At 74.7% G+C, this 15321-nt stretch carries 14 protein-coding genes; 4 read left to right on the top strand and 10 right to left on the bottom strand.

Going from position 1 to position 15321, the window contains the following annotated elements:
* Positions 1-145: 145 nt before the first annotated feature.
* On the bottom strand, positions 146-670 hold the full coding sequence (locus AC067A_RS18820; RefSeq protein WP_479243578.1) for a hypothetical protein: 525 nt from the start codon (positions 668-670) through the stop codon (positions 146-148).
* A gap of 458 nt (positions 671-1128) precedes the next feature.
* On the opposite strand from AC067A_RS18820, the gene AC067A_RS18815 reads away from it, so the two are divergent.
* Positions 1129-1791: a class F sortase gene (locus AC067A_RS18815; protein ID WP_479243577.1), complete on the top strand. Its 663-nt coding sequence runs from the start codon at positions 1129-1131 to the stop codon at positions 1789-1791.
* Positions 1792-1876: 85 nt separating this feature from the next.
* Here AC067A_RS18815 and AC067A_RS18810 read toward each other — a convergent pair whose 3' ends face one another.
* Positions 1877-2761, bottom strand: a complete 885-nt coding sequence (locus AC067A_RS18810; protein WP_479243576.1) for a polysaccharide deacetylase family protein — start codon at positions 2759-2761, stop codon at positions 1877-1879.
* 114 nt (positions 2762-2875) lie between these two features.
* Positions 2876-4108, bottom strand: coding sequence for a CapA family protein (locus AC067A_RS18805; RefSeq protein WP_479243575.1), 1233 nt, complete (start codon positions 4106-4108; stop codon positions 2876-2878).
* Between the two features lie 258 nt (positions 4109-4366).
* Here AC067A_RS18805 and AC067A_RS18800 point away from each other — a divergent pair, with 258 nt between their 5' ends.
* The 3 genes from AC067A_RS18800 to AC067A_RS18790 all read left to right on the top strand — a co-directional run bounded on the left by AC067A_RS18800 (position 4367) and on the right by AC067A_RS18790 (position 6076).
* Positions 4367-4924 carry a sigma-70 family RNA polymerase sigma factor gene (locus tag AC067A_RS18800; protein ID WP_479243574.1) on the top strand — a complete coding sequence of 186 codons (558 nt, stop codon included), beginning with the start codon at positions 4367-4369 and terminating at the stop codon, positions 4922-4924.
* 4 nt (positions 4925-4928) lie between these two features.
* Entirely contained in the window at positions 4929-5348 is a 420-nt protein-coding gene (locus AC067A_RS18795) for a PaaI family thioesterase (RefSeq protein WP_479243573.1), read from the top strand.
* A gap of 224 nt (positions 5349-5572) precedes the next feature.
* Positions 5573-6076 carry a hypothetical protein gene (locus AC067A_RS18790; RefSeq protein WP_479243572.1) on the top strand — a complete coding sequence of 168 codons (504 nt, stop codon included), beginning with the start codon at positions 5573-5575 and terminating at the stop codon, positions 6074-6076.
* Positions 6077-6176: 100 nt separating this feature from the next.
* Here AC067A_RS18790 and AC067A_RS18785 read toward each other — a convergent pair whose 3' ends face one another.
* The 7 genes from AC067A_RS18785 to AC067A_RS18755 all read right to left on the bottom strand — a co-directional run bounded on the left by AC067A_RS18785 (position 6177) and on the right by AC067A_RS18755 (position 15217).
* Positions 6177-7385: a histidine kinase gene (locus AC067A_RS18785; protein ID WP_479243571.1), complete on the bottom strand. Its 1209-nt coding sequence runs from the start codon at positions 7383-7385 to the stop codon at positions 6177-6179.
* Between the two features lie 66 nt (positions 7386-7451).
* Complete coding sequence (locus AC067A_RS18780) at positions 7452-9206, bottom strand: sodium/solute symporter (RefSeq protein ID WP_479243570.1); 1755 nt, start codon at positions 9204-9206, stop codon at positions 7452-7454.
* A gap of 19 nt (positions 9207-9225) precedes the next feature.
* On the bottom strand, positions 9226-9612 hold the full coding sequence (locus AC067A_RS18775; protein ID WP_479243569.1) for a hypothetical protein: 387 nt from the start codon (positions 9610-9612) through the stop codon (positions 9226-9228).
* Positions 9613-9730: 118 nt separating this feature from the next.
* Positions 9731-10480: a LytR/AlgR family response regulator transcription factor gene (locus AC067A_RS18770; RefSeq protein ID WP_479243568.1), complete on the bottom strand. Its 750-nt coding sequence runs from the start codon at positions 10478-10480 to the stop codon at positions 9731-9733.
* A gap of 30 nt (positions 10481-10510) precedes the next feature.
* Positions 10511-11383, bottom strand: a complete 873-nt coding sequence (locus AC067A_RS18765) for an Fpg/Nei family DNA glycosylase (RefSeq protein ID WP_479243567.1) — start codon at positions 11381-11383, stop codon at positions 10511-10513.
* Between the two features lie 52 nt (positions 11384-11435).
* Positions 11436-12974 (bottom strand): wax ester/triacylglycerol synthase family O-acyltransferase, encoded by a 1539-nt coding sequence (locus AC067A_RS18760; RefSeq protein ID WP_479243566.1) that lies wholly within the window; start codon positions 12972-12974, stop codon positions 11436-11438.
* Between the two features lie 266 nt (positions 12975-13240).
* A complete protein-coding gene (locus AC067A_RS18755) occupies positions 13241-15217 on the bottom strand; it encodes a SpoIIE family protein phosphatase (RefSeq protein ID WP_479243670.1) in 1977 nt (658 codons plus the stop codon).
* Positions 15218-15321 lie beyond the last annotated feature (104 nt).

The following is a 15321-nucleotide window of genomic DNA, read 5'->3' as shown; positions in this document are numbered from 1 at the left end:
GCGCCGTGACCCGGCCCGGAGCGGTGCACGGCGCCCCCCGACGCCCGTCGGGTGGAGCACGGCGCCCCGAACGCCCGTCGCCCCCGGGTCCCGGTGGGGACTCGGGGGCGACGGGCACGGTGGGCCGACCGGGAGGTTCGGCCGGTCAGACTCCCGCGCCGGTCAGGCGCCGGCGGCGGGCGATGAAGACGCCGCCGCCGAGAGCGGCCGCGGCGACGAGCGAGCCGCCGATGGCCATCTCCGTGGAGCTCGGCGCCATCGAGCCGCCGAGGCCGCCCTGCGCGCCCTGGCCGGCCAGGACCCGGAACGGCTGGGTGAGCGTGCGGCCGTTGCACTGGACGGCCAGGTTGTACTGGCCGGGCGTGGCGTTGTTGAAGATGCGGGGGGTGGCGGTGGACACCCCGTTGACGGCGGCGGAGAGCGTGGTCGTCGCGAAGGCGTTCGACGTGACCGTGCCACCGGAGCAACCGCGGACGGTGATCGTGAGGATCGCGCCCTGGTGGACCGCGAAGGGGGACACGGTGACGCCGTTGGAACCGTCTCCTCCCCGCTCCGCCTGGAGAGGGACCGTCACGTTGCTGGGCCCGTTGGTTGCGGTGGCGAGGGGGGCCGCGAGTCCGAGCGCCGCGAACGCGGTCGCCGTCACCGCCAGAGTGCGTGCAGCACGCATGGTTGAACCTCCTGTGGAAGACGCCCCAAAGCGGTGCTCCGGGAGATTCGACGAGTACGCCTTCCATGACGAACCATCACCAGTCGGGGCGAACCGTGCACATCGGCACTGGGCCACCCCGGTGAGGCGACACGCCGAGAAACGAGCCCTCTGAGGCGACGGAGCCGCAGGTCACAGCCGTTCGGAATGCTTATCTGACGATTACTCGGATGGGTCAGCCCCGACGTCACCCGGCTGCGCTCCGACCCCACTTCGGCGTGGGTTCCCGCGCTCGCTCCCGCACCGGCTCCGGCGTCGCCGCCGGCGCCCTCCCCCACCGCCACCGGGCCGCGCCTCCGCCGTACGCCGACGGCGGCCGGGACACCCGTCCGGTGGCGGGCCCCACCCGTTCGCGCCGTCCGGCGCGACGGCGCGCGCGACCGGCCTTACCGTTCTGACGACGCCGAGAAGGGAGAACCATGCCCCCGAAGGACTTCCGCGTCTTCGAGCGCAGGAGACGCCGACCCTGGGGCGTCCTGGCCCTCGCCATGCTGTCCGGGCTCGCGATGATGCGCAACGGGGTGGACATCGCCGACGGGCCGCCCCAACCCGCCGCCGCCTCCCGGCCGGTGGCGCATCCGGTCGCCCCGACGCCACCCGCCCCGAGTACCGGTCTGGAGCCGCTGCCCTTCGCACCGGCGTCCCGGATCAAGATCCCGGCCATCCAGGTGGCGGCCCCCATCATGGACGTGGGCCTGGACACGAACGACTGGGTGGCGGCCCCGCCCCCGGAGGACGCCAACCTCGCCGGCTGGTACCAGAACGGCATCGCCCCCGGCATGCGCGGCACCTCCGTCGTCGTCGGCCACGTCGACAACGCGAAGGGCCCCGCGGTCTTCTACGGCCTCGGGTCGCTGGAGAAGGGGCAGCACATCGAGGTCGAGCGGTACGACGGCCGGGTCGCCGTCTTCGAGATCTACGGCGTCGAGGTGTACGCCAAGAACGACTTCCCCGGCGTACAGGTCTACGCCGACACCGGAGAGCCGGAGTTGCGGGTCATCACGTGCGGCGGCGGCTACACGCGCGCGCGTGGCTACGACGGGAACGTCGTCGTCTACGCCCGGATGGTGGGCTCCCGCTAGCGGGCGTCCCGCGATCCGCGCCCGGGCAGGACGCGGAGGGGCCCCGGCACCTGGAGGTGCCGGGGCCCTCGGCGTACCGGGACGGTCAGCGCCGCGGCACGGTGATCCGGTAACCGACGTCGAGCAGTTCGGGCAGGTAGCGGCGGAGCGCGGCGACGCTCTGCGAGCGGTTGCCGCCGGCGTCGTGGGAGAGCACGACGGTGCCGGGCGCGGCGCCGTCGAGGACGCGGCGGACGATGGAGTCGGTGCCCGGTTCCTTCCAGTCGAGGGTGTCGACGGTCCAGGCGAGCGGCTCCATGCCCAGTTCGGCGCCGATCTCGAAGGAGTGCCGGTTCCAGGCGCCGTAGGGGGCCCGGTACCAGAGCGGCGCCGCGCCGAGGGTCCGCTCGACGATCTCGCTGGTGGAGCCGAGCTCGTCGCGGATGCGGGAGGGACGCAGCTTCGGAATGAGGGGATGGGACCAGGAGTGGTTGCCGACGACGTGTCCGTCCGCGTCCATCTCCCGCAGCAGGTCCTGGTTGTCGACGGCCATCTCGCCGCAGACGAAGAACATCGCCCGGCAGTCGTAGCGGCGCAGGGTCTCCAGGATGGCCGGGGTGTAGCGGGGGTCGGGCCCGTCGTCGAAGGTCAGCACCATCGAGCGGCCGACCCCCGACATGCTCAGGAACGGCCGCTGCCGGACCGGGGGGAGCGCGCGGCGGAACGCCGGGGGCGCGTACGCGGTCATCGGCTGGAGCCGGTAGGCCGTCGACCGCGGCCGGGCGGACTTGGCGGCCTGCGGTCCGGCGGCCGGTCCGGCTCCCGCGTGTCCCGCGCCGGGCGCTCCCTGGGGTGCGGAGGCGGTGCCCGCGACCGGTTCGGGGGCGCCGAACCGGTCCGCCGCGAGGACGCCGACGGTGGCGGTGGCGCCGAGGGCGGCGGCGAGGCGCAGCACCGCACGGCGCCCATTGTTCATCTGATCGTTTTTCATGACCAATGGTTCGTACGGGCAGGGCCCGCCGCAGCCCACCGACACCGGCCGCCCGTCCGAAAACACCCGATGAGCCGAGTGCGCCGCAGCGTTTCCGGAACGGGTGCGGGCGGTCTACTTCCCCATCACCAGGCCGTCCTTGTCGGCCCCGCGGCTGAGCACCACCCGGCGGATCGTGTCGCGGATCTCGGCGTGGCGCGCGTTGCCGCCGTCGGAGGCGCCGAGGTTCACGACCCGGCCGCGCGCGGTGTCGAACCACTGGGGGATGAACTCGGCCTCGGTGACCTCCCACCGCCCGCCGGGGGTGCGGGGCGGGGCGAACGTGAAGCGGCCGAGGGTGCCCTGGTTGCCGCGGGGGTCGTAGGCGCCCTCGTGGTTGATCATGTCGCCCGCGATCTGGTCTCCCATCCCGTAGACGACCCAGGTGCCGTTGACCTTCTCGTAGGCCTGGGGAACATGAGCGTGTGTACCGACCAGAAGGTCGATGTCCGGGCGCCCGCCGGTCCGCGAGGCGGTCAGCGCCCGGCCGAGCGAGAGCTGCCGTTCGTCGGGCTCGGTCTGCCACTCGGTGCCCCAGTGGACGCTGACCACGACCACGTCCGCGCCGGCCGCCCGGGCGGCGCGCGCGTCGGCGACGACCTTCTTCTCGTCGAGCAGCTGGACGGCCCAGGGCCGGCCTTCGGGGAGCGGGTAGCCGTTGGTGTCGTAGGTGTAGGCGAGCTGGGCCACGGTGGCGCCGCCGGCCTTGAGCAGCGCGGGCCGCCCGGCCTCGTCGGCGGTGCGGGCCGAACCGGCGTGCCGGACGCCCGCCTTGTCGAGGGCGTCGAGGGTGCGGCCGAGGCCCGCCGCGCCGTCGTCGAGGGTGTGGTTGGAGGCGGTGGAGCAGGAGTCGTATCCGGTGGCCTTCAGGGCGGCGGCCACCTCGGGCGGCGACTTGAAGGCGGGGTAGCCGGTGTAGGGCCCGCCCTCCTTCCCGTACACGGTCTCCATGTGGCAGAGGGCGATGTCGGCCTGGGAGACGACGGGCTTGACGCCGGAGAGCATGGGGCCGAAGTCGTATCCGCCGCCGCCGGCGTCCTCGGCCGCGCGGCGGATGATCGAGTCGTGCGGGAGGACGTCGCCCGAGGCCACGAGGGTGAATCCGGTGGGCGCGGAGGCCCCGCCCGGCGCGGCGGACGGAGCCGTGGGGGAGCCTGCGGGGCGACTCGCCCCCGGCGGACCTCCCGAGGTTCCGGGTGTCCCGCCGTCCGGGCCGTCGCCCGCGGTGCCGTCGGTGCAGCCGGTCGCCGCCGCGAGCAGGACGGCGGCGAGGGCCACCGCTCCCGCGGGTCTGGTGCGTGAGGTCATGTACGGCACTCCACCCAACTCATCTGATGAACACCTGTTCTGATCAATTGAGCTCGCGGAAAAGCCCCAGTCAAGGGTCAAGGCCGCGGAACGCCATGAACCACGCCGAAACGGACGCATCGCCTCCGCCTGACCGTTCGCCGTACCATTCGCCGCTCGGTGCGACCGTTCGGCGCAGACCGCCGTTCGTTCCCTGTCCCCCGCCTTCCGGATGCGCTCGTATACGGCCCGACGACGAGCCGCGGGAGAGGTGGCTGGATGACGACGGCGACGACCGACGAACGGACCCTGGAGGAGCTGCAGCGGGAGCACGGACCCGCGCTGCTCTCCTTCCTGCTCGGCCTGACCTACGGGGACCGCCAACGGGCCGAGGACCTCGCCCAGGAGACCCTGGTACGGGCCTGGCTGCACCCCGAGGCCTTCGACGGCGCCTACGCCTCGATCCGGCCCTGGCTCTTCACCGTCGCCCGCCGCCTCGCCATCGACGCCCGTCGGTCACGGCTCGCCCGGCCGGCCGAGATCGGCGACGGCGTCCTCGCCGTGACCCCCGACCCCGCCGACGCCACCGCCTCCGCCGAAGCGGCGCTCGACGTCCGTGCTGCCGTCCGGGAGTTGAGCCCGGAACACCGCGCGGTGCTCGTACGGCTCTACTTCCACGGCCTCACCGTCAACGAGGCCGCCATGGACCTCGGCATCCCCGCCGGAACCGTCAAGTCCCGCTCCCACTACGCGCTGCGCCAGCTCGGCCGGTCACTGCCCGGCTACCGGCCGCGCCGCGCGGGCGTTGCCCGGCCCCGGGCCGTGGCCCCACAATGACGCCGTGACGCTGACACCCGCCGCCGCCGAAAAGATCCTCGCCGACAACTTCGCCCCCTGGGTGCTCGACCTGGGACTCACCGTCGAGTCGGTCGCGGACGACGGCCACGGGGTCGTCCTCCGGCTCCCCTGGTCCGACCGGCTCGCCCGGGAGGGCGGCGGTCTCTCGGGTCAGGCCCTGATGGCCGCCGCCGACACCGCGACCGTCATCGCGGTCGCCGCGGCCCGCGGCGGGTTCGTGCCGATGACCACCGTCCAGCAGTCCATCAGCTTCCAGCGGGCGGTCGTCGGCGCCGACGTCCTGGTGCACGCCCGGCTCACCAAGGCCGGGAAGCGGATGGCGTTCGCGGACATCTCGATGACGGCCGAGGGCACGGAGGACACCGCGGCCCACGCCACCGCCGTGTACGCCCTCCTCGGCTGAGAGCCCTCCCCGCCCCGGCCGAGAAGCCCTCCCCCTCCGCCTCACCCGCCACCCTCGACACGTCCGGCACCAGGAACCTCACCGGTACCGATCCGGCCGGGAAACGTATCCGAAACCACACGGGCGAGTTGAGCAAAGCGGGACCCGCGGGCGCCCTTCTCGGAGGAAGCTCTCCCCCGGGCCCTGACGTCCGGGTCCCCGACGTCCGGGAGAAGGTGGGAGCGTTGCTGCCCGAGAGCACGAACGGCGCCGGCGGCACGAGTGGCGGCGGCCTCGCCGTCCCGATGGCCTGGCTGTGCGCCGAGTACCTGGCCGACGAGGTGCTGCGGGCCGCCGCCCTCGTGGCCCCCGGCTCACTGGAGTACCGGGCCGGCCTCCAGGCCCTGGCCCTGACCGTCCACCTGTCCGAGGGCCCCGACGGACCCTCGCTCGGCTGGGCCGCCGGTCACGTCGACGCCTGGCTGCGCCACACGGCGTACGACCGGCCCTGGCCGCCCTGGGTCGAGGAGCGGCTCGCCGCACGGCGGGCGGCGGGCGGCGACGGCCCGGACCTGGCGCTCGCGCACACCGCCTGGCGCCGGCTGCGGGACACCTGGGTGCGCGCCGCCGACCTCGACGGCCGCGCGGTCGGGGACGGGGCCGTCCCCGTCGACGAGGACGACCAGGTCTGGCTGCCCGCCTGGAAGTTGGGCCTCCCGCTCGCCCATCTCTCGCTGCACCTGCGCTGACCGCCCGACGCCGGGACTTCCAGGACTTCCAGGGCTTCCACGGCTTCCACGGCTTCCACGGCTTCTAGGGCTTCTAGGGCTTCCAGGGCTTCCAGGGCTTCTAGGGCGGCGAACGGTGCACACCCGGACGGTACTTGGGGACGCGTACCGTCACCTTCATCCCGGCGCCGAGCCCCGTCTCGATGACCAGGCCGTACTCCGTCCCGTACACCTGGCGCAGCCGCTCGTCCACGTTGGACAGGCCGATGCCGGAGCCGGCCGGGTGCTCACCGCGCAGGACGGCGCGCAGCACCTCCGGGTCCATGCCCACGCCGTCGTCCTCGACGGTCACCACTGCCTCGGCGCCCGCGTCCCGGGCGGCTATGGTGACGCGGCAGCCCCGCTCCCGCTCCTGGAGCCCGTGTTTCACCGCGTTCTCCACCAGCGGCTGCAGACAGAGGAACGGCAGGGTCACGGGCAGCACCTCGGGGGCGATCTGGAGGGTCACCTTGAGACGGTCGCCGAAGCGGGCCCCGGCCAGGGCCAAGTACTGCTCGATGGACCGCAGTTCGTCGGCCAGCTGGGCGAACTCCCCGTGCCTGCGGAAGGAGTAGCGGGTGAAGTCGGCAAATTCGAGGAGGAGTTCCCTGGCCCGTTCGGGGTCGGTGCGCACGAAGGAGGCGATGGCCGCCAGGGAGTTGAAGATGAAGTGCGGCGAGATCTGGGCGCGCAGGGCCCGGATCTCGGCCTCCACGATCCTGGTGCGCGACCGGTCGAGCTCGGCCAGCTCCAGCTGCACCGAGGCCCAGCGGGCGACCTCCGTGGCGGCCCGCACCAGGACGGCCGACTCCCGCGAACCGTAGGCGACCAGCGCGCCGAGCACTCCGTCCTCCCCGGTGAGCGGGGCGATCACCGCCCAGCGCAGCGGGCAGGCGGGGTCGGCGCAGCCGGTCGGCGCGGAGCGGCTGCGGCCGGTCTCCAGCGTCTCGGCCGCCTGTTCCGGCACGTGCGCGCGGTGGTGGTCCTCGCCGGGGCCGTCCCAGGCCAGGACCGCGCCCCGGTCGATGAGGCAGAGCGCCTCGGTGCCGAGCAGCGAGCGCAGCGTGCCGGCCGCCCTGCGCGCGGTCTCCTCGGTGAGGCCGGCGCGCAGCGGCGGCGCGGCGAGCGAGGCGGTGTGCAGCGTGTGGAAGGTCGCCCGCTCGACCGGGGTGCCGAGACCGGGGTGCGCGGCGCGGCCGCCGCGCCGGGCGGCGAACCGCCCGAGGACGAAGCCCGCGGCGAGGAGCACGGCTCCCGCGGCGGCCGCCGCGGCGAGGGCGATCCCGCTCATCGGCGGGCCGCCCGGGCGGGGACTGCTCGGGTCATCGGCGGGCCTCCTGGGCGGAACCGGCTCCGCTCATCGGCGGGCCTCCTGGGCGGGGACGGTGCCGGTGAAGTCCTCCGGGCGTCCGGTGAACTCCTCCGGGAGGTGGAGCCGCGCGAGGATGGCCGGGGTGCCGGGCGGGACGCGGCGGGGCGTGGCGAGCGAGACCAGCACCATGCTGAGGAAGCCGAGGGGGACCGACCATACGGCGGGCCAGGCCATGAGGGTGTGCGGCCAGCCTCCGGGGGCGAGTCCTGCGCGGGTCGCCATCACGGCGACGAGGGCGGAGCCGCCGCCGAGGAGGAGTCCCGCCATGGCGCCGGGCGGGGTGAGCCGCCGCCACCAGATGCCGAGGACGAGCAGTGGGCAGAAGGAGGAGGCGGAGACGGCGAAGGCGAGACCGACGGCGTCGGCCACCGGCACCTTGGAGGCGACCACCCCGACGGCCAGCGGCACGGCGGTGGCGAGCAGGGTCGCGAGCCGGAAGTGCCGTACGCCCCGGGAGGGCAGCACGTCCTGGGTGAGGACCCCGGCGACGGACATGGTGAGCCCGGACGCCGTGGAGAGGAAGGCGGCGAAGGCACCGCCCGCCAGGAGCGCCCCCAGGAGGTCGCCGAGGAGTCCGCCGAGGATCCGGTCGGGCAGCACGAGGACGGCGGCGTCGGCCGAGCCGGTGAGGGCGAGTTCGGGGGCGTAGACCCGGCCGAGGGCACCGTAGAGCGGGGGCAGCAGGTAGAAGGCGCCGACCAGGCCGAGCACGACGAGGGTGGTGCGGCGGGCGGCGCGGCCGTGCGGGCTGGTGTAGAAGCGGACGGCGACGTGGGGCAGCCCCATGGTGCCGAGGAAGGTCGCGAGGATCAGGCCGTACGTGGCGTACAGCTGGTGTCCGTCGCGGCCTCCGGCGAGCGGCTGCGACCAGCCGAGGGGGTCGGAGCCGGTGACGGCCCGTTCGGGCAGGGGGGCGCCCGGTGCGAAGGCCAGGGTGGTGCCGCCGAGGACGTGGTGGGTGCCGGGGGCCAGGGTGACGGTCCGGTCGGCGTACGGGACGGAGTCGACGCTGCCGGTGACGGTGACGGTGAGGGGGGCGTCGAGCCCGATCCGTACGGTGTCGGCGACCCGGACGGCGGTGTGGTCGCGCAGGACGGCGGGGGCGTCGAAGCGGGCCCTGGGCGCCCCGTCCCCGTACCAGGCGGCGAGCAGGAAGAGCGCGGGGACGAGCAGGGCGGTGAGTTTCAGCCAGTACTGGAAGGCCTGGACGAAGGTGATGCTGCGCATGCCGCCCGCCGCGACGGTGCCGGTGACGACGAGGGCGACGAGCAGCCCGCCGACCCAGTCGGGGGCGCCGGTCAGGATCTCCAGGGTGAGTCCGGCGCCCTGGAGCTGTGGCAGCAGGTAGAGCCAGCCGATGCCGACGACGAAGAGGCTGGCGAGCCTGCGGGCCTGCGGGGACTCGAGCCGGGCCTCGGCGAAGTCGGAGAGGGTGTACGCCCCGGAGCGGCGCAGCGGGGCGGCCACGAGGACGAGCAGCACGAGGTATCCGGCGGTGTAGCCGACCGGGTACCAGAGCATGGCGGGGCCCTGGACGAGGACGAGGCCGGCGATGCCCAGGAAGGAGGCCGCGGAGAGGTACTCGCCGCTGATGGCGGCGGCGTTGAGGCCCGGGCGGACGGTCCGCGAGGCGACGTAGAAGTCGGAGGTGGTACGGGAGATCCGCAGGCCGAGGGCCCCGATGAGGACGGTGGCGAGGACGACGGCGGTGACGGCGGCCACCGCGTAGGTCTGGTTCATACGGGGCGCTCCACCGCTCTCAGTGCTCGACGAGGCCGCTGAAGTCGCGTTCGTTGCGCTCGGCCCGGCGGACGTACCAGTGCGCGATGCCCCAGATGACCGGGTACGCGCCGATGCCCAGGGTGGCCCAGACGAACGCCTCCGGCGCGGGCAGCGCGAGCAGCAGCGGCAGGGAGCCGACGAGCAGGGCGAGCGCTCCGAGGGCGGTGAGCGCGGCGCGGAGCTGGCTGCGCATCAGGGACCGGACGTAGGTGTGGCCCAGGGTGGTCTGCTCGTCGATCTCGGAGCGGGCCGGCGGGTGCGCGGGACGGCGTCCGGCAGGCCGGGGCGCGGTCGCGCCGCCGTGGGCGGACGCGTAGGTGACGGTCTCGCGCCGGGGTCTGCGCGGGGGGTGGTGCTCGGACATCGGGGTCCGCTCCCGGCTCTCTCGACGACTTCCGACGGGCCGCGCGGGCGGCGGCACCGGCCCGGCGGACGCGTGGAGTCTACGCAGCGCGCTCCGGCCGCGGTAGACGTACGGGCGGTCAGCCGCCGGCCCGCCGCATCAGGAGGTCCCGCAGGTGGCGGGCGTGGCGGCGGCTGACGGCGAGGTCGGTGGCGCCGACCCGGACGGAGGTGGCGCCGCCGTCGAGCCGGAGCTCGTCGATCCGGGCGAGGGCCACGAGATGGCTGCGGTGGATGCGGACGAAGCCCCGGGCGGCCCACCGCTCCTCCAGGGTGGACAGCGGGATGCGGACGAGGTGGCTGCCGTGGTCCGTGTGGAGGCGGGCGTAGTCGCCGTGGGCCTCCACGTACGCGATGTCGTCGACGGCGAGGAAGCGCGTGACGCCGCCGAGTTCGACGGGGATCTGCTCGGGCGCCACCGGCGCGGGGGCCGCGGTCGCGTGCACCAGGTCGTGGACGCGCCGCACCGCCTCGGCGAGGCGCTCGCGGCGGACCGGCTTCAGGACGTAGTCGACGGCCTTCAGGTCGAACGCCTGGAGCGCGAAGCCCTCGTGTGCGGTGACGAACACGACCAGCGGCGGGCGCGCGAAGCCGGCGAGCAGCCTGGCCACGTCGAGTCCGGTGAGCCCCGGCATGTGGATGTCGAGGAAGACGACGTCGACGCCCTCGTCCCCCTCCGGCCCCGCCTCCAGGGCCCGCCCGATGCGGCGCAGGGCGGCGGTCGCGTCGCCCGCGCCCTCCGCCGTCCGCACCCGGGGGTCGGCGCGCAGCAGGTAGAGCAGCTCCCCGAGGGCGGGTTCCTCGTCGTCGACGGCCAGTACGCGCAGCATGCGGCGGAGTGTAACGGCCGGTTCGGGAGGCTACTTGAGCAGCTTCGACAGGCGCCGGTCGGCGAGCGGCTTGCCGCCGGTCTGGCAGGTCGGGCAGTACTGGAGGGAGGAGTCGCCGAAGGAGACGCCGCGGATGGTGTCGCCGCAGACGGGGCAGGGTTCGCCGGTGCGGCCGTGGACGCGCAGGCCGCTCTTCTTCTCGGCCTTGAGCCGGCCGGCGGCGAGGCCGTGGGAGCGTTCGACGGCCTCGCGGAGGGTGGTGCGCATCGCTGTGTGGAGGGCGGTGGTCTCCTCCGGGGTGAGGTTCTGGGTCGGTTTGAACGGCGACATCCTGGCGGCGTGGAGGATCTCGTCGCTGTAGGCGTTGCCGATGCCCGCGATGAGGCTCTGGTCGCGCAGGGCGCCCTTGATCTGCCGCCGTTCGCCGGTGAGGAGCGCGGCGAAGGCGCCGGGGCCGAAGTCCTCGGCGAGCGGGTCGGGTCCGAGGCGGGCGACGCCCGGCACGTCCTGCGGGTCGCGGACCAGGTGGACGGCGAGGCGCTTGGTGGTGCCGGCCTCGGTGAGGTCGAAGCCGTCGCCACCGGTGAGCGCGGTCCGCAGGGCCAGCGGGCCCTTGCCGGGTTTCGGCGGACCCGAGGGGAGCGGGTCCTGCCAGCGCAGCCAGCCCGCGCGGGCCAGGTGGAACAGGAGGTGGAGTTCGCCCGCCGGTCCGCCGGTGGTGAGGTCGAGGAACTTCCCGTGCCGGGCGACCGCGGTGACCCCGGCGCCCTCGACGGCGTTCAGGGGCGGGTCGTAGGTCTTGAGGACGCTGATCGCCACGGGCAGGACGCGGGCGATCTCCTTGCCCACCAGGTGCGCGTCGAGGAACTCGCGCAGCGCTTCCACCTCGGGGAGTTCGGGCATGGCTCCACCCTGCCGCACGGCCGGGCGGGGCGCGCGTCAGGACCCGGGGGCGTCAGGACGGGGCGCTTTCCGGGACGGCGGCTCCCGGGGGGTCGAGCAGGTCGAGTTCGGCGCCGAGCGCGGCGGCGAGCGCGTCGAGGTCGGGGACCGCCTCGCCGTCGGCGACGAGGCCGATGTGGACCCGGCCGCCGTACGGGGACATGGCGACGGCGAGGGACTGGCCGCGGGCGAGCGGAGCCATCGGGAAGAGGGCGCGCAGCGGGGCGCCGCCGAGGGAGAGGGCGGTGCGGGGCAGCGGCACCTGGGTGATCAGCACGTCGAACAGGAGCCGGGCGGCGCCGGAGGCGAGCGGCGCGCCGATGCGGTGGGCGAGCGGGGGCAGCCGGTCGGCGAGGAGGGCGACGGCGCCCGCGCCCTTGAAGGGGCCCGCGGCCTTGTTGCGGTCCATGGCGTGCCGGACGGCGGCGAGTCGGGCGGCCGGTTCGGGTTCGGTGACCGGCAGGTCGAGGAGGTAGCCGGAGAGGCTGTTGCCGGGGCCGGGCGGGGCGCCGGGGCGGCGGCGGGAGACGGGGACGAGGGCCCGCGGGTCGGCGACGGGGAGGGACAGTCCTCGGCCGTCGAACCAGCGGCGGAGGGCTCCGGCGGTGACGGCGAGGAGGATGTCGTTGGCCGTGCCGCCGGTGGCGCGGCGGATCCGCTGGATCCGTTCGAGGTCCAGGGTGGCGGTGGCGATCCTGCGGGTGCCGCTGGAGTGGGCGGCGAGTGCCTCGGCGGGGCGGGCCGCCCGGACGACGGAGGAGCCGACGACCGAGGCGCCGACCTCGACCGTCCGGCCGAGGTCGCCGAGGAGGTCCCGGGCGATGCCGAGGAGCCGGCCGGGGCCGGGCAGCCAGGAGCGAGGGGGCACGGGCCGGGGGCGGCCGGCGGGGCGGCGGACGGCGGCGATCTCGTCGAAGATGCCGGCGCCGATGGCGACGGCCCTCATGCCGTCGGCGAGGGCGTGGTGGAGCTTGACGAGCACGGCGAACGAGCCGTCGGGGGCGCCGGTGAGGAGGTACATCTCCCACGGGGGCAGGCCGCGCTCGACGGGACGTTCCATCAGTTCGGCGGCGATCCGGGCGCTCTCGGCGGCGAAGTCGGCGCCGGGCAGGACGATCTCGCGGACGTGGCGGCGCACGTCGAAGCCGGGATCGGCGCTCCAGGCGGCGCCGCCGACCGGGATGAGGACGTCCCGGACGCGCATCCGCAGCCGGGGGACGGCGGCGGCGCGACGGGCGAGCAGGTCCAGGACGTCCGGCGGCTCGTGGCCCGCGGGGGCGGGCGCGGGGCCGAAGTGGGCGAGCGCGCCGAGGTGCAGCGGGTGGTCGGTGGATTCCAGGTGCCAGAAGGCCAGGTCGAGCGGGGCCAGAAGCTCGGGGGCCTGGAGCTCCGGGGCCAGAAGCTCGGGGGCCTGGAGCTCCGGGGCCGGGGGCTCGGGGGTCGGTGGTCCGGTCTCAGGAGGCTCGGCGGCCGTCCGCCCCGGCGTCGGGCGGTCGGGGGCGGCCCGCCCGGAGACCCGGGGTCCGGGGGCCAGTAGCTCGCTGCTGCTCATGGGGGCCTCACGTCCTGCGCGGAGGGGCGGAAGAAGGCAGTCAATCGCGTACCGACAGTTACGGTCAAGTACGATCGGTTCACGCTCAGTTAACAACTGCCCGGTTGGCCGCCACTCGGTTCGACCACCACTCGGTCGGCCACCAGTCCGTTCGACCACCACTCGGTCGGCCACTACCCCGTTCGACCACCACTCGTTCGACCATCGCTCAGTCGACCACAGCTCGGTCGACCACCGCCCCGTCAGCCACCGCCCCGTCGGCCGCCTCAGCGTTCCAGGGTGAACTCGCACCACACGCACTTGCCTCCGCCCCGCGGCTCCACGCCCCACACGTCGGAGATTTGGTCGACGAGGAGCAGCCCCCGGCCGGACACTCCCGCCTCCCCCGCCTCCCGGCGCCGGGGCAGGGCGCTGGAACGATCCTCCACCTCGACCCGCAGCCGTCGCACGGGCCCGGCCAGGATCCGCAGGGTCACGATCGCCCCGCCGTCCGTGTGCATCAGCGCGTTGGTCATCAGCTCGTCGGCGACCAGCTCGATCTCGTCGGCGCGCTCCCCCGCGCCCCAGGCCCGCACGGCGGCCCTGACCATGTGCCGGGCCGAGCTCAGGGCCTCCGGGTCGCTCTGGGCCACGTGCTGCCGGAACCGTCCGGCGGGCACCGCGAACCCGCCGTCGCGGCGCAGCAGCAGGATCGCCACGTCGTCCTCGCCGCCGCGGTCGGCGACCACGTCGCAGAGGTGGTCGGCGAGCTGCTGGAGGTCGCCGGGGCCGCGCCGGACCAGGGAGGTGAGCCACTGGAAGCCCTCGTCGAGGTCGGCGCCGGGCTTCTCCACCAGGCCGTCGGTGTAGAGCATCAGGGTCTGGCCGGGGTCCAGGTCCAGGGTCGTCACCGGGTAGTCGAGGCGGCCGAACTCCGCCGAGAGGCCGAGCGGCAGCCCGCCCTCGACCGGGATCCTGCGGCAGCTTCCGTCGGTCTCCCGCACCAGCGGGTCGACGTGGCCGGCCCGGACCACCTGGACGACCCCGGTGGCCAGGTCGACCTCGGCGTAGGTGCAGGTCGCGAAGCGCTCGGTGTCCAGCTCGTGCAGGAAGACGGAGGCCCGGGCCATCACCGTGGCAGGGGGGTGCCCCTCGGCGGCGTACGCGCGCAGCACGATCCGCAGCTGGCCCATGACGGCCGCCGCGTGGGTGTCGTGCCCCTGGACGTCGCCGATGACGGCGCCGACCCGCCCGCCCGGCAGCGGGATGATGTCGTACCAGTCGCCGCCGATGTCCCGGCCGAGCCGCGCCGAGCGGTAGCGGACGGCGGTCTGCGCGCCGGGCACCTCGGGGATGCGGCGCGGCAGCATCGCCTGCTGGAGCCCTTCGGCGAGGTCGTGCTCCTGCTCGTAGAGCATCGCCCGCTGGAGGCTCTGGGCGATGCTGCTGCCGAGGGCGACGAGGAGGGTCCGCTCGTCCTCGCTGAAGCCGGTCTTGTCGCTGTAGAGCAACCCGAGCGCGCCGATGGGCCGGGCCTGCGCGATGAGCGGCAGATACACGGCGGCGGTGATGCCCAGCCCGCTGATGTGCGGCCAGAGCACCGGGAAGGAGTCCGCGAAGTCCCGGGCCGAGTCGATGAAGCGCGGTCGCAGGGTGCGGATCACCTCGCTCATCGGGTACGGCTCGTCCACCCGGGTGAACCGGGTGCCCGGCACGAAGGCGCCGGCCGGCCCCTCGGCGACGAGGTGGATGCGGCCGGCGTCCAGGAGGCCCATGACGAGGCTCGCGGCCCCGAAGTGCTCCAGGGCGTGCGAGTCGTTGAGCAGGTCGATGACGTCCTGCACGGTCCGGGCGTAGGCGAGGGCCGCCGTGGTCCCCTCGACGACGCCGGCGCGCTGCCGGCGCCCTTCGTCGAGGCCGAGCCGGGCGGCGGACTCGGTGAGTTCGTGGGTCGCGTCGCGCAGGACGCCGACGATCCGCACGGGCCGTCCCGTGGTGTCGCGGTGGACGAGCCCCTGGGTGTGGGTCCACTGGTGCCTGCCGTCGCGGCGGCGGATCCTGAAGTACGCCCCGTACTGGTCGCTGCCCTCCTTGAGGGCCTGCGCCACCAGGGTGTCCAGGCGCCGGCTCTCGTCCGGCAGGACCCGCGAGCCGAGGGACTCGGGACGGTCGTCGTACTCCGCACGGTCCATGTCGAAGACCTCCAGTGCGGCGTCGTCCATGATCATGACACCGCTGACCAGGTCCCAGTCGAAGCCGCCCATCCGGAAGGCGGAGCCGTACTCGTGCAGGATCCGGGCCCCGCCGGCCGGCTCCTCCGGCGCACCGCGGAGCCGCTCGACCGCCTCCCCGCCCCCTCTGCCCGCGT

It is taken from the genome of Streptomyces sp. NPDC043176 (genome assembly GCF_056436715.1).
The sequence above is the reverse complement of the archived record's forward strand: the minus strand, read 5'-3'. Positions and strand labels throughout refer to the sequence as shown.

What these genes read in the sequence shown, in the direction of transcription:
- AC067A_RS18820 (WP_479243578.1), bottom strand. Translation starts at nt 670, where the DNA reads ATGCGTGCTGCACGCACTCTGGCGGTGACGGCGACCGCGTTCGCGGCG.
- AC067A_RS18815 (WP_479243577.1), top strand. Translation starts at nt 1,129, where the DNA reads ATGCCCCCGAAGGACTTCCGCGTCTTCGAGCGCAGGAGACGCCGACCC.
- AC067A_RS18810 (WP_479243576.1), bottom strand. Translation starts at nt 2,761, where the DNA reads ATGAAAAACGATCAGATGAACAATGGGCGCCGTGCGGTGCTGCGCCTC.
- AC067A_RS18805 (WP_479243575.1), bottom strand. Translation starts at nt 4,108, where the DNA reads ATGACCTCACGCACCAGACCCGCGGGAGCGGTGGCCCTCGCCGCCGTC.
- AC067A_RS18800 (WP_479243574.1), top strand. Translation starts at nt 4,367, where the DNA reads ATGACGACGGCGACGACCGACGAACGGACCCTGGAGGAGCTGCAGCGG.
- AC067A_RS18785 (WP_479243571.1), bottom strand. Translation starts at nt 7,385, where the DNA reads ATGAGCGGGATCGCCCTCGCCGCGGCGGCCGCCGCGGGAGCCGTGCTC.
- AC067A_RS18780 (WP_479243570.1), bottom strand. Translation starts at nt 9,206, where the DNA reads ATGAACCAGACCTACGCGGTGGCCGCCGTCACCGCCGTCGTCCTCGCC.
- AC067A_RS18775 (WP_479243569.1), bottom strand. Translation starts at nt 9,612, where the DNA reads ATGTCCGAGCACCACCCCCCGCGCAGACCCCGGCGCGAGACCGTCACC.
- AC067A_RS18770 (WP_479243568.1), bottom strand. Translation starts at nt 10,480, where the DNA reads ATGCTGCGCGTACTGGCCGTCGACGACGAGGAACCCGCCCTCGGGGAG.
- AC067A_RS18765 (WP_479243567.1), bottom strand. Translation starts at nt 11,383, where the DNA reads ATGCCCGAACTCCCCGAGGTGGAAGCGCTGCGCGAGTTCCTCGACGCG.
- AC067A_RS18760 (WP_479243566.1), bottom strand. Translation starts at nt 12,974, where the DNA reads ATGAGCAGCAGCGAGCTACTGGCCCCCGGACCCCGGGTCTCCGGGCGG.
- AC067A_RS18755 (WP_479243670.1), bottom strand. Translation starts at nt 15,217, where the DNA reads ATGGGCGGCTTCGACTGGGACCTGGTCAGCGGTGTCATGATCATGGAC.